The sequence below is a fragment of the Virgibacillus xinjiangensis genome (assembly GCF_042643145.1).
GTDB classification, from domain to species: domain Bacteria; phylum Bacillota; class Bacilli; order Bacillales; family Amphibacillaceae; genus Virgibacillus_O; species Virgibacillus_O xinjiangensis.
Window position 1 is genome coordinate 119,567 of record NZ_JBHRSA010000003.1, and the last position, 11,770, is coordinate 131,336.

General features: G+C 46.7%; 17 protein-coding genes and 1 other RNA gene. 12 read left to right on the top strand and 6 right to left on the bottom strand.

Annotated features, from left to right (window positions below; translation table 11 throughout):
• A complete protein-coding gene (locus tag ACFOGI_RS00700; RefSeq protein ID WP_390266883.1) occupies positions 1–258 on the top strand; it encodes a sporulation protein in 258 nt (85 codons plus the stop codon).
• Positions 259–313: 55 nt separating this feature from the next.
• Positions 314–500, top strand: a non-coding RNA gene (ssrS, locus tag ACFOGI_RS00705) — 6S RNA.
• 86 nt (positions 501–586) lie between these two features.
• Here ssrS and ACFOGI_RS00710 read toward each other — a convergent pair.
• The gene (locus ACFOGI_RS00710; protein WP_390266886.1) at positions 587–862 is read right to left on the bottom strand and encodes a hypothetical protein; all 276 of its coding nucleotides are present in this window, start codon (positions 860–862) and stop codon (positions 587–589) included.
• Positions 863–898: 36 nt separating this feature from the next.
• On the opposite strand from ACFOGI_RS00710, the gene ACFOGI_RS00715 reads away from it, so the two are divergent.
• The 5 genes from ACFOGI_RS00715 (at position 899) to ACFOGI_RS00735 (ending at position 4,458) form a co-directional block, all read left to right on the top strand.
• On the top strand, positions 899–1,057 hold the full coding sequence (locus ACFOGI_RS00715; protein WP_390266889.1) for a hypothetical protein: 159 nt from the start codon (positions 899–901) through the stop codon (positions 1,055–1,057).
• The gene (locus tag ACFOGI_RS00720) at positions 1,047–2,504 is read left to right on the top strand and encodes an MDR family MFS transporter (protein ID WP_390266892.1); all 1,458 of its coding nucleotides are present in this window, start codon (positions 1,047–1,049) and stop codon (positions 2,502–2,504) included. The genes ACFOGI_RS00715 and ACFOGI_RS00720 overlap by 11 nt, the downstream gene beginning before the upstream one ends.
• A 72-nt stretch (positions 2,505–2,576) precedes the next feature.
• Entirely contained in the window at positions 2,577–2,960 is a 384-nt protein-coding gene (locus ACFOGI_RS00725) for a cytochrome-c oxidase (RefSeq protein WP_390266895.1), read from the top strand.
• 128 nt (positions 2,961–3,088) lie between these two features.
• Positions 3,089–4,054 (top strand): phosphotransferase enzyme family protein, encoded by a 966-nt coding sequence (locus ACFOGI_RS00730; protein ID WP_390266898.1) that lies wholly within the window; start codon positions 3,089–3,091, stop codon positions 4,052–4,054.
• Between the two features lie 11 nt (positions 4,055–4,065).
• Complete coding sequence (locus ACFOGI_RS00735; protein WP_390266901.1) at positions 4,066–4,458, top strand: hypothetical protein; 393 nt, start codon at positions 4,066–4,068, stop codon at positions 4,456–4,458.
• Positions 4,459–4,494: 36 nt separating this feature from the next.
• Here the strand turns inward: ACFOGI_RS00735 and ACFOGI_RS00740 are convergent, their stop codons facing one another.
• The 4 genes from ACFOGI_RS00740 to ACFOGI_RS00755 all read right to left on the bottom strand — a co-directional run bounded on the left by ACFOGI_RS00740 (position 4,495) and on the right by ACFOGI_RS00755 (position 6,923).
• Positions 4,495–5,184, bottom strand: coding sequence for a YetF domain-containing protein (locus ACFOGI_RS00740; protein WP_390267038.1), 690 nt, complete (start codon positions 5,182–5,184; stop codon positions 4,495–4,497).
• Positions 5,185–5,272: 88 nt separating this feature from the next.
• Entirely contained in the window at positions 5,273–5,584 is a 312-nt protein-coding gene (locus tag ACFOGI_RS00745) for a YrhK family protein (RefSeq protein ID WP_390266904.1), read from the bottom strand.
• Positions 5,585–5,680: 96 nt separating this feature from the next.
• Complete coding sequence (locus ACFOGI_RS00750; RefSeq protein ID WP_390266907.1) at positions 5,681–5,857, bottom strand: YjzC family protein; 177 nt, start codon at positions 5,855–5,857, stop codon at positions 5,681–5,683.
• Between the two features lie 130 nt (positions 5,858–5,987).
• Positions 5,988–6,923 (bottom strand): NADP-dependent oxidoreductase, encoded by a 936-nt coding sequence (locus ACFOGI_RS00755; protein WP_390266910.1) that lies wholly within the window; start codon positions 6,921–6,923, stop codon positions 5,988–5,990.
• Between the two features lie 90 nt (positions 6,924–7,013).
• Here ACFOGI_RS00755 and ACFOGI_RS00760 point away from each other — a divergent pair, with 90 nt between their 5' ends.
• Positions 7,014–7,514 carry a DNA-deoxyinosine glycosylase gene (locus tag ACFOGI_RS00760; protein WP_390266913.1) on the top strand — a complete coding sequence of 167 codons (501 nt, stop codon included), beginning with the start codon at positions 7,014–7,016 and terminating at the stop codon, positions 7,512–7,514.
• 483 nt (positions 7,515–7,997) lie between these two features.
• Here ACFOGI_RS00760 and ACFOGI_RS00765 read toward each other — a convergent pair whose 3' ends face one another.
• A complete protein-coding gene (locus tag ACFOGI_RS00765; protein WP_390266916.1) occupies positions 7,998–8,252 on the bottom strand; it encodes a hypothetical protein in 255 nt (84 codons plus the stop codon).
• 172 nt (positions 8,253–8,424) lie between these two features.
• Between ACFOGI_RS00765 and ACFOGI_RS00770 the strand changes: the two genes are divergently transcribed.
• The 4 genes from ACFOGI_RS00770 to ACFOGI_RS00785 all read left to right on the top strand — a co-directional run bounded on the left by ACFOGI_RS00770 (position 8,425) and on the right by ACFOGI_RS00785 (position 11,520).
• Positions 8,425–9,381 carry an alpha/beta hydrolase gene (locus ACFOGI_RS00770; RefSeq protein WP_390266919.1) on the top strand — a complete coding sequence of 319 codons (957 nt, stop codon included), beginning with the start codon at positions 8,425–8,427 and terminating at the stop codon, positions 9,379–9,381.
• Between the two features lie 104 nt (positions 9,382–9,485).
• A complete protein-coding gene (locus ACFOGI_RS00775) occupies positions 9,486–9,731 on the top strand; it encodes a hypothetical protein (RefSeq protein WP_390266922.1) in 246 nt (81 codons plus the stop codon).
• A gap of 108 nt (positions 9,732–9,839) precedes the next feature.
• The gene (locus ACFOGI_RS00780) at positions 9,840–11,009 is read left to right on the top strand and encodes a glycosyltransferase family 4 protein (protein ID WP_390266926.1); all 1,170 of its coding nucleotides are present in this window, start codon (positions 9,840–9,842) and stop codon (positions 11,007–11,009) included.
• Positions 11,002–11,520, top strand: a complete 519-nt coding sequence (locus tag ACFOGI_RS00785) for a GtrA family protein (RefSeq protein WP_390266929.1) — start codon at positions 11,002–11,004, stop codon at positions 11,518–11,520. The genes ACFOGI_RS00780 and ACFOGI_RS00785 overlap by 8 nt, the downstream gene beginning before the upstream one ends.
• The last annotated feature ends 250 nt before the right edge of the window (positions 11,521–11,770 follow it).

An 11,770-nucleotide genomic window follows, 5' to 3' on the forward strand; every position in this document is an offset into this window, starting at 1 on the left:
GTGGTTCCAATCGATCATACATTGAATTATCTGCGTGAATCTCTTTCCAATTATATGGATAATGAAATGTGCCAGGAGATTACCCGCAAGATGGAAGCAAACCATTATGTGAATGAAGGGCATTTTGTGAAGGATCTCAGTGAAGAAGAAATGACGTATTTGAATGATGTCTTGGAAAATGAACTGGATTATGCGAAAAGTGTCCAGCATGATATCCGTGTGAAGGAACTTACAGAAATTTATGAACTGCTGTTTTAATTTGGATGGTTAAAGTTTCTATTGATTTTTTTCTGCAGTCCGGGTATTATATAAATACACGCTGCATTGTGCGTATCTAATTAAGTTTTAACCTCTAACAGATGAATAGGGAGTTTTACATCGGAATTGGAATGTCGAGCCGTCATGGAGTAGCGGAAGACAGGAATGTTCCTGCAAACACCCACTTAGTGAAGTGGTGGTTTAAAACTTTTTATTAAAGCATACGGCAAATGTGGCTGTAACTATGATAATGATCGGGCCGGTTCCCCTTAGGGGGGCCGGCCTTTTGCATGCGATGGTACGATGCTTTCGTGCGGATATTCCTATGTCACGAACGGTTTTTCCGGCCAATGGATTTCCATCCTGCATAGCTGATGAGAAAGCCAAGCAGCAAGATGTACAGGATTAACCTGCTTGACCAGCCCTGTTCTGCGTAAGCAGTAAGAGCGGATAGGAGGATGAGCAGAAAGAAGAAAGCAAAGGAAACAGTATCATGAAAAGGGAGCTGTCTGCCTTTTATCTTCTTATATAGATGCATACTGGCTACAGCAGCTATCCCGGTAAGGAAAATTATAAGCCATAATGTATTCAAGAGCACAAGCATCGTGAATATCCTCCCTCGGATTGGATAATCAGCCAGATGGCAGGCAGATTAAATGTCAATTGGAGCGGGTATAATCGAACAGGGTGTAGTATACTGATACGTATTGATATTTTGATTGTAACGATGATTGGCAGATTCAGCAAAGATATGGGAATCTGCATAGAGAAGATAGGAGTGGAAGCCATTGAGGAATGAACAGGTACAGGACATCACGCAGATCAATAAACTCCCCATTGTCGCTGTACTGATAACCGGGGCGTTTCTTGCTATTTTGAACCAGACACTGCTGGCAACCGCCATCCCGCATATTATGGCGGATTTACAGTTGACGGAAAATACGGCCCAGTGGCTGACTACTATATTTATGCTGGTCAATGGGATCATGATACCCATCACTGCTTTTCTCATTGAGACATTTACGACAAGGAGGCTGTTCTTGTCGGCAATGGGAATGTTTGCGGTAGGAACCCTTATTTGTATTGCTGCCCCTAACTTTGCAGTCTTGATGACAGGACGGATCATTCAGGCAGCCGGTGCAGGAATCATGATGCCATTGATGATGACGATTTTCCTGTTCATCTTTCCCATAGAAAAGAGGGGGACAGCGATGGGAATGGTGGGACTTGTCATCGGTTTCGCTCCCGCAATGGGGCCTGTGGTGTCCGGATGGCTGGTGGAGCAGTATCATTGGAAATCATTATTCCTGCTGGTGTTTCCGTTGGCCGTGCTCGATGTCATTATTGCTTACTTTGTCATGAAGAATATTACGGAACGGTCCTTTCCAAAAGTCGACTATCTTTCTATTATTCTATCAACCGTCGGCTTCGGCGGGCTTCTTTATGGATTCAGCAGTGCCGGAAACTACGGCTGGTCCGATCAAGTTGTGATCATCTCGATTGCAGCAGGCGTTATTGCCCTAGTTTTTTTCATCCGGAGGCAATTCCAGCTTGAACAGCCGATACTGGAGTTCCGTGTACTGAAAAACCCGCTTTTCACCATAACTACCGTAATCACCATGATTGCCTTTATCGGCTTGATCGCTGCAGAGACCATTCTGCCGATCTATATGCAGAGGATGGCCGGCTATACAGCATTTGAGTCTGGCATGGTGATCATGCCCGGAGCATTGCTCATGGGGTTCATGTCACCAATCAATGGAAGGATATTTGACCGGTTCGGCGCTAGATGGCTGGTGATCATCGGGTTGGCATTGCTGACCATCACCTCCCTTCTCTACACGAACTTGACAGTAGATACATCGCTGGCATATCTGACGATCGTATTCACTGTGCGGATGCTGGGGATATCGATGATCATGATGCCTGCAACTACGGCGGGACTTAATCAACTGTCCAAAAAAATGATTCCACATGGTTCCGCCATGACCAATACCATGCGGCAGGTGGCTGCTTCCATTGGTACAGCCATCCTCGTTACCGTCATGACCAATTCAGCTCTTGATACGGGAGAGAATGCTTTGCCAAGTGATATGATCCACGGTGTGAATGTGGCATTCTATGTTGCTGCAGCGTTATCGCTTGTTGCTCTTATTCTAGCATTCCGGATGAAGGAGACGAGGCCGGAGCAAGTCAAAGAGAATCCGCAGGCAGTCGGTGCAGGATCCATGAAAGCAGGACAATAGGACTAAAAACAGGAATGTTATCCTTCTAATTACCTGCTCTTCTGCATATATTCCGGAAGAGGGGGGAGAGCCATGGGGGAGAGATTGATCAAGATTTCTGTTTTCTATTTTGTCGTAGGGGTTTCATTTGGGCTGTACATGTCCGTGTTCCATGTCTATGACTTGGCGACGGTGCATGTGCATATCAACCTGCTTGGTTGGGTGAGCCTGGCAATTGCCGGCATCTTTTATACATTATTTCCTCACCTGGCAGGAACAGCCACTGCGAAGGTACATTTCTGGCTTCATAACTTGGGACTGCCCGCAATGATGATTGGGCTTGCGCTCGGTATTTCCGGGGTCAGTAACCTTTTCTTTCCAATTGCCAGCCTTGGCGGAGTAGTGACCGTTGCCGGTATTTTCTGCTTTGGTTACAATGTGTTCCGGCATTTGGGCAATAGGACGGAAAATTCCTAGGAAAAGGAGGGCCTTCTCTATATGGGGAGGCTTTTTTATTGGCTGGATTCTTATGCAATGCAGGAGATTGGACGGATGGAGTAGAATAAGTTATAGATGGTGTATCAGAACCAACTGGAGGAACAATCATGGAATGGATAGTGAAACATACTCTGGCGGACGAAGCCTCGATCAGGAAGATGTTGGAAGGATACCGAATCGGCTCGATCACGACCTGCTATTTATTGACGAGGGGGCTGAATGATACTTATCAGATCAACACTCCACGTAAACGTTATATCTACCGGTTGTATAGGCACGGCTGGAGAAGCAGGGAGGCGGTGCAATTCGAGATAGAGGCATTGCTGCATCTGAAGGAAAAGTCCTACCGACTTTCCGTACCAATCTCCAGACAGGACGGGAGCTACATAACGGAGACCGCAGCACCGGAAGGCATCCGCTATGGTGTCCTATTCTCCTACGTGGAAGGGGAGAGACCGGAAATCCGGCCGGAACATGCACGTTTGATAGGTGAGTCGCTCGGTAAATTACATAATGGAACAGATGACTTTCAGCCGGAAGCAGACCGCGGATTCGAACTCGATGCCACCCATCTGCTGGAAGAGCCGTCAGCGCTCATTCTTCCTTATATCCGCAAATTCCTTGGCAGGGAAGCGGAAGGTGATATAGAGGAACTCGCATCCAACCTGAAAACAAGGCTGGAACATTTGGATTTGGAAAAAGGATTCTGCCACGGGGATTTTCATCCGCGTAATATGCATGGGACCGGATCAGAAATGGAAGTATTTGATTTCGACGCTGCTGCTTTCGGATATCGTGCATACGATGTAGCGGCAGCCTGGTGGAATCTCTTGACAAATTATGGAGAGCAGGAACAGGAATGTTGGGGAGCTTTCCTTGATGGCTACCAGGCTCAACGCAGATTGAAAGCGGATGACTGGGAGGGCCTGCCATTGTTCATTACTGCCCGCAGGTTCTGGTTATTGGGCATGATGCTCCAGAATGACGATGTGTGGGGAACGAATTGGATCACGAAGAGGTCTATGGAGCTGTTCGTGCTGCAAGTGAAGACAGATATGATCAGGGAAATGTAAGAGGTGACGTTATGAGTGCTTTATGGATTATGTTTTTCTTAATTTTATTGGTTACATTGGCAAGTGCTGTCTATTACATCATACAGGGTAGGAACTTGAAACTTTCCTATTGGACGGTAGTCGTCCCCCTCCTCCTGCCTGTGGTAATGTTATTGTTTACAGCCCAGCGGCCCAGGGACATGACCGGGTGGGGACACTTCTGGTCGCAGTTCATCGATGGAAACATATGGACGGTGTTGATATTGGCCGGTTTCCTATACTTGGCGACGTGGTGGATTTTGTTTTTTGAAGCGGAAGAATACCTTGTCTCCTGGTACAAGGAAATCCGCAACAGAATTCGGAACAGAATCCGCAAGCGTGAGGACTCAGAACCTGAGGACAATAGATCAAGGCAAAGCAAATGACAGATGGGCTGTACACAATAGTGGACAGCCCATCTGTCATTTGTCTGTATGGTGGTCTTTCAAATCGGTGTATAAAATACCGTTTTGCAACACCTCTGCATAAAATACGTCGGAAGTAGACTGGATGCCGGCTTCCTCCAACTTTTGCCGAAGCCAGTTCTCATCCAAATGCAGTTTTTCCAGATTGTTGCTGATAATCCTTCCATCGGCAATCACTTCGGTAGCTGCCGGATATTTTTTAACCGATGGCGGTATATTCATATCGCCTTTGGTGATTGGCAGGTTCGATTCTTTTTTTAAAACGGAAAGCTTACCATCGGTCTCAAAGACAGCCTGGTCCACTTCAGCAAGTGAAAAAATATCTTTCTTACGGAGCATCGCCTTCAGGGAGTCGATGTCAAGGCGGCTTTTCCTCATGGCGTCATCAACAATCATGCCGTTCTTTACCACGATCATCGGGTCCCCATTCAACATTTTCCTTGCTCTTTTCGAGTTGATATCCACCTTGTCCATCAGAAGGGTGAAGAGTGCCCAACCTGTCAAGGCGATGATTCCGTTTCGGATGCTTAGGGCATTGCTGACGACGAGGTTGGCGGCCAGAGAGCCGATGGCAATAGCTGAGGCGAAGTTGAAGAAGGTCATCTGGCTGATCTCTTTTCTCCCCATGATGCGGGCCAACCCGAACAGCACGACAAACCCAATAGCAATACGTAGGATCAGTTCCATAATATCCAATAAAATCCCATCTTTCCTTAAAGGTGTATGGGATTATCTATCTGCAGGATTGATAAATTTATGCAGGATGGTCCGGCTGTTATCCATCTGTGGTTGAATCAGCGTCATCCTTTTTCATACCATAAATCCATGTTTTTCGAATGATTTTCAAAATCGGCCGGATTGTGAGTGACAGACTTCCTAACAGATAGGCGATATTTCCGTAGAGATCTGTTGCCTGCCAGAAATTCAAAATACTTCCGGTGACAAAAGAAACCCCAACCATGATGTCACCGATCAGCTGCAAGGTCGCATATTTTTCCGTGAAATAGATTTTAAAAGGTCCTTGGTCGATTTCCAGGTCATATCGATCACTTTTTTCTTTAGTTCTGATCTTCGGAATCAATCCCATTTTTCTCCTCCTCGTCTGTTGCCGCTTCGTGTAGGAACCACCTATCCAGCAAATATGTATCCCCCCTGCGTATGGGCAGGAGGGATCAATGTCTGTCTATGCTTTTACCCAGTATGCAGCCTCATGTTCGGATGGTGATGGCGGAAACTGATCACCTTTTTCAATTTCAATGGTCGTATCATCATTGCTTGTATTGCCATTTGCCAGACTGTCTACCTTATACTTACCGCTTTCCGGTGCATTTTCACCAGTCTTGTATCTGTTATCTGCCATGGTATCCACCTCCGATAGTGATTTCAGAAAAGATGATATTTCATCTCATCCTCTCTTGCAATACATATATCACCGTTTAATAGGGATTAAACATTCAATCATCATAACCGTCTGCATAGAAAGAGGGAGTCTATTTCATCGTAATGACGATTTTACCCTTGGCATGGCCGGATTCACTCAATTTATGGGCCTCTTTTACCCCTTCCTCCGTAAGAGGGAAGGTGTGGCCGACATGGGACTTGACTTCCCCGGTCACCATCAGGGCAGCAATTTCCGCCAATTGCCTGCCGTCCGGCTCCAACCAGTGGAAACCTGCTTTGATGCGCTTGGATGCTCCAGCTGTTTCCTCTGGAGGCTCGACGATGGAAACCAGCTTTCCGCCTTCTTTCAATACGGAAAAACTTTTCGTTTGTGTCTCCCCGCCAATTGTATCCAATACGATATCCATGTCTTCGAGCACTTCCTCGAAATCTTCTTCCTGGTAGTTGATGAACTTGTCTGCCCCAAGTTCTTTGACGAATACTTCATTCTTACCGCTCGCTGTGGCAGCTACATAGGCACCAAAGTGCTTGGCCAGTTGGATGGCATAGCTGCCGACACCACCGGAACCTGCATGGATGAGGACCTTGTCTCCTTCCTGGATCTCGGAAAAGTCGACCAAGCATTGCCATGCTGTCAACGCTGTAAGAGGGGCAGCAGCTGCTTCTTCAAAACTGACTTCTTCAGGCATTTTTGCCAGCAGGTTCTCATCGACGACCGTGTACTCTGCATAAGTTCCCCTGTTGGTCGTATCAGGCCGTGCGAAAACACGGTCGCCGACAGCAAAATTTTCCACCTTGCTTCCGATACCTGCGACGACTCCTGCCGCATCCCATCCGAGAATGATTGGAAAGTCGAACGGCAGTTTTTCCTGCAGATAACCTTCCCGGGCTTTCCAGTCAATCGGGTTTACGGAAGTAGCATGCATGTCCACTAATACTTGATGCTCGCCAATATCAGGCGTAGGCATTTCCTGTTCCTTCAGCTTGCTTGCATCGCCGTATTCATTGATGACAATGGCTTTCACTTGCCACACTCCTTTCCTGATGTTTCTTGATATGGTATTCCCGGGAAAAACATGTTTTAATCAATAGGAGAAAAAGGAGGTTGATGTGGGGTGGAAAAGTTGCATTCCTTTGAGCCTGTCGTGCCAATCGAACCGAAAGTTCTGATCCTCGGTTCCATGCCTGGAGGGATGTCGTTGGAGAAGCAGGAGTATTACGGCAATCCAAGGAACCATTTTTGGCCTCTATTATTCGAATTGTTCAAGGAGCAGCCGATCACCGACTATGAGGGGAAATTGGACTTCGTCAAACAGAAACAGCTTGCCTTATGGGATTCAATTGGCACTTGCTATAGGGAGGGGAGCCTGGATGCCAATATTCTGGAGGAGACCCCCAATGATATACCTGGCCTTCTGAAGCAATACCCGACGATCCAGTTGATTGCCTGCAATGGCACCAAGTCCTACCAGACCTTCCGAAAGAATTTCAAAGAAAAAATACCAAGCGGAATCAAGGTGGTGAAACTGCCGTCCACCAGTCCGATCCCTGGCAGGTATACGAAGACATTTAAGGGGAAAGTAGAGGCTTGGAGCATCGTGCTCGATTACTTGTGATGGATGAGGTTTGCCGAATGGTAGAGGTGGTATAGTTCAGAACCGGTTTCTGTGTCAGACCTATGGTATAATATTGTCACAAGGTAATGAATGAACCCCAGAGTGCATAACATGATATGGAGCCGTAAGCTCCACCTTACGGCCCCTGCAGGCACAGACAGCAGCATTTCATGCAGGCTCTTCGGAAACGAAAAAAAGTAATGATCCCTTACAATGTTTCTCTGGGATGATTACTTTTTTTCACGGCTGTTTACAATTAACAAGACTAGCGTGGAAAACAGAAACATCAGTTCCAGCGTTCTGTCAATTGGAATCACGCGCTCAACCCCTTCCATTGGGGGATTAAGCCTGCATAGATTCGCTGTCTGTCCGTTCATTATACTATAAAAGAATGGAAAAAGATGTAATTTGCCTCAAAATGGTAAAATATTCACATGAGTCAGTCATTTATGATTATTTAGAATCATTGGATATCCAGTTGTTTTAGATGGTCGTCTTTGTATTTCTGGTAGGAATGGAGGAAATGATCGAGCGTTTCCTTGAAGTCCGGAAAATCAATCCCCCCTGAGCCTTCAAGTCTGTGACTGTCTGGATGCCGAACACTTCCGCTTCGAAATTGGTTTCTTCATAATGCTTACGGAACTTCTGTCCCACAGCTAGTTCATCCTCATAGATGCGCCCTTTCCGTCTGACTGAAACGTTAGCAGTATACATACCTTGAACTTTTTTCTTCGTCACACCGTCCCCCCAGGGAACACCTGGCTGTGAATGATGCTAGTTGGAAGGTGGGAACAGCCTTCCAGATCAGTAGCCATGCCAAGGGAGTTGTAAAGAAATACCACTGAAATTCGTCCGCAGTGTTTCAGTTTTCTAGTATAATAGGATTGTTGATAGTAAGGGGGGACGATGGATGAACAAGAAAATCTGGATAAGAACAGGCATCGGTTTTGCCATGGTCCTTTTCATGGTGACGATTGCTGCCGGTTTCTATTTTTATCATCTGGCCATAGAGCGGAATGTAAAAGATTTCCTAGCAGGCAATGAAGATTTGGAGGTATCCGCTGAAGCAATGGATGTGCTGTTGGAAGGCGGATGGAGAGAATGGACGTCTGAACAGGACTTTGAACATATGGAATTGCAGACCCATGACGGGTTGAATCTAAAAGGCTATTATCTGGAGGCGGATGAACCGACGGATAAAACAGTTATTTTCGCCCATGGCTATCTTGGCAGGGGAACGGATATGGGATTATACGGTCAATATTACCATGAAGAACTTGGTTACAATATCTTCACAGCAGATATGCGCGGCCATGGACAGAGTGAAGGAGACTACATCGGGTTCGGCTGGCATGATCGTTTGGACTATCTGGCATGGATCGATCAGGTGATCGAGAAGGCTGGAGAAAATACGGATATTGTGCTGCATGGCGTCTCGATGGGCGCGGCAACCATGCTCATGACAAGTGGAGAGGACATGCCGGATAATGTGAAGGCTGTGGTTGCCGACAGCCCTTATACAACGGTATACGATTTGTTCGATTATCAGCTGGAGCGGATGTTCCATCTGCCGGACGTGCCGATTCTGCCGAGTACGGGAATGGTGACGAAGATGAGGGCCGGCTATACGCTGAAAGAGGCATCGGCCCTGGAACAGGTGGAAAAAGCAGAGGTTCCGATCCTCTATATTCACGGGAAAGACGACACGTTTGTTCCGACGGAAATGGCGGAAGAACTCCATGCCAATACGAATAGTGAGTCCGAACTGGTTTTATTTGAGGATTCCAGCCATGGAGAGGCATTCGTCATCCATCAGGAAAGGTACGTAGACAAGTTGAATGAATTCTTGAATGAATATGTCCATTAGACAGGAAATGGCTCCCGGCGGCGGGGGCTTTTTTCTTTGCAAGGACGAGTTATGGAAATGCCGTACAATGTTTGCAAAAAAGATGATTAAGTGATAGTTTTTTATTGGATATTAATGTTTTCATCACCAATTCGGCGGTTGCAAAAAGCATCCCGGCAAACGGACGGAAACATGTCGGACATGATGCAGAATTGGAAAGAATAGATATGGGGAGGGTGTATTTGCCTGCTGGTCTTGCTGTGCGGAAGTTGTATGGGTGGCCGAAAGCATCCAGCAATAGCCCCGAATACGTGATTCTGGATTCCCGGACATCGACAGAGGCATCCGAACAGTCTGCCCGTGTGGCCTGATAATATGCTCCGGCAATTGCAACGGAGCAGCCCAGAAATCGCAGCTCCCTGTCGACAGGGAGCTCTCAGCACAACGTCAATCCTATACAAAGTAAGGAAGTGGCTTCCATGAAAATCGCAATCATAACCGAGACATTTCTGCCTTCCACGGATGGGGTGGTGACCCGTTTGGTTCATTCAATCCGTTATTTCCTTGGCCAGGGACATGATGTCCGCGTCATCGCGCCTGATCTGGGTGTCACGGAATTCGAGGGAGCAGAGGTCGTAGGCGTTCGCCCACGGACTCTCCCATTCTACCGCTCCAAAAAATTCGCTTTGCCGACCAGGAAGGTCAGAAACATGCTGCAGGATTATAATCCCGATGTGGTGCATGTCGTCAACCCAGCACTGCTCGGAGCATCCGGTGTCCGTTATGCAAAAAAACTCGGGTACCCGCTGGTTGCCTCCTATCATACACATGTACCGATCTATTTGGATTATTATAACTTGAGTATGTTCAAAGGACTGCTCTGGTGGTATTTCCGTAAACTCCACAACCAGGCAGATTTGAACTTATGTACATCGAAGGCTGTAAAAGAGGAGTTGGACCAGAAAGATTTCCACAATGTCCATGTATGGAAGCGCGGGGTCGATACGGAACTGTTCCATCCAGATAAGTATGACAAGGCCATGAGGGATAAATTGTCTGGCGGACAGCCGGAGAAAAAGCTGCTGCTGTTTGTCGGCAGGCTGGCAGCTGAGAAGGAAATCGAAAAGATCAAGGCTGTATTGGATTCCTCCGATGAATTTGTCCTCGCCGTGGTAGGAGACGGGCCGCACCGTCAAGAACTCGAGTCGTATTTTTCGGGGACCAATACCGTCTTCACCGGTTTCATGCATGGGGAAGAACTTGCAAAGGCATTTGCATCGTCTGATGTTTTCGTCTTCCCATCCACTACGGAAACACTGGGACTGGTCATCATGGAAGCAATGGCGTCCGGGCTTCCGCTTGTAGCTGCCAAGAGTGGGCCGACTTGTGAGCAGATTGAAGACAATCGGACAGGACTGCTCTATGATAAGGATGTGCCGGATGACTTTAAAGAGACAATCTTGAAATTCAAGGATGAGACATTGAGGAAACGTCTTTCCTCTGCTGCCCATAAAGAAATCTCCCATATGGGATGGGACAGCCAATCGAAACAAGCACTTCAGCTATATCAACAGGTCGCTGTCATAAATTCGGAAGCGGTAGAGCAATCTAAAGAAAAGACAGCTGGAGTCAGCACGGGGAATGAGTGATCCGCCAGCTTATTACGGCAGCCAAGCAGACAAGAGGGGTATCATGGACAAACAGATGCACAGAAGAAAGAAGGGGCCATTCCAATTTCTGCAATTCAGCATGATCGGTTTTTCCAATGCTGCAATTGATATCGGAACATTGAATCTGCTCCTGATTCTTTTCCATACGGAAGATCGTGTATGGCTGATCATCTTCAACACCATCGCCTATACACTCGCCGTAGCGAACAGTTACTTCTGGAATGCCAGCTTCACCTTCAAGCGAACCGCCAAAGGGAATGGGCGTCAGCGTATCCTGTTCATTATACAGGGCATCATCAGCCTGGGTGTCAATAACCTCATGTTCGTCATTTTCAATGAGGTGTTGAAATGGATCGGGATTCCTTCCTGGCTGCTCTATAACATTTCCAAGGGCATCGCCATGGCCCTGTCGTTCACTGCAAGTTTTTTCATGATGAAATACCTGGTGTTCAAAGATACCAAAAGACATTATATGGAAGAAGGCAAATGATCGACTGTCCTGGGTTTCTCACTCAGACCTCTCTGTTATCGTGCAATGTAACACATAAGATAATAATCACTGCAAAAAGGCTTGGACATTCCAAGCCTTTTGGTTTAGTTATAGTGGTGGGTATCCCTGCTGCCAGAAAAATCTGGCAGCAGGGATACCCATTATTTATTACGCTTTTGCCTGGGCCCTTGTATAAACGAAAAGGGATTTTTTTACATAAACAATGAATAAATATACAAAAAATATAATA

What these genes read in the sequence shown, in the direction of transcription:
- ACFOGI_RS00730 (WP_390266898.1), top strand. Translation starts at nt 3,089, where the DNA reads ATGGAATGGATAGTGAAACATACTCTGGCGGACGAAGCCTCGATCAGG.
- ACFOGI_RS00735 (WP_390266901.1), top strand. Translation starts at nt 4,066, where the DNA reads ATGAGTGCTTTATGGATTATGTTTTTCTTAATTTTATTGGTTACATTG.
- ACFOGI_RS00715 (WP_390266889.1), top strand. Translation starts at nt 899, where the DNA reads ATGGCAGGCAGATTAAATGTCAATTGGAGCGGGTATAATCGAACAGGG.
- ACFOGI_RS00725 (WP_390266895.1), top strand. Translation starts at nt 2,577, where the DNA reads ATGGGGGAGAGATTGATCAAGATTTCTGTTTTCTATTTTGTCGTAGGG.
- ACFOGI_RS00785 (WP_390266929.1), top strand. Translation starts at nt 11,002, where the DNA reads ATGAGTGATCCGCCAGCTTATTACGGCAGCCAAGCAGACAAGAGGGGT.
- ACFOGI_RS00745 (WP_390266904.1), bottom strand. Translation starts at nt 5,584, where the DNA reads ATGGGATTGATTCCGAAGATCAGAACTAAAGAAAAAAGTGATCGATAT.
- ACFOGI_RS00750 (WP_390266907.1), bottom strand. Translation starts at nt 5,857, where the DNA reads ATGGCAGATAACAGATACAAGACTGGTGAAAATGCACCGGAAAGCGGT.
- ACFOGI_RS00710 (WP_390266886.1), bottom strand. Translation starts at nt 862, where the DNA reads ATGCTTGTGCTCTTGAATACATTATGGCTTATAATTTTCCTTACCGGG.
- ACFOGI_RS00780 (WP_390266926.1), top strand. Translation starts at nt 9,840, where the DNA reads ATGAAAATCGCAATCATAACCGAGACATTTCTGCCTTCCACGGATGGG.
- ACFOGI_RS00770 (WP_390266919.1), top strand. Translation starts at nt 8,425, where the DNA reads ATGAACAAGAAAATCTGGATAAGAACAGGCATCGGTTTTGCCATGGTC.
- ACFOGI_RS00740 (WP_390267038.1), bottom strand. Translation starts at nt 5,184, where the DNA reads ATGGAACTGATCCTACGTATTGCTATTGGGTTTGTCGTGCTGTTCGGG.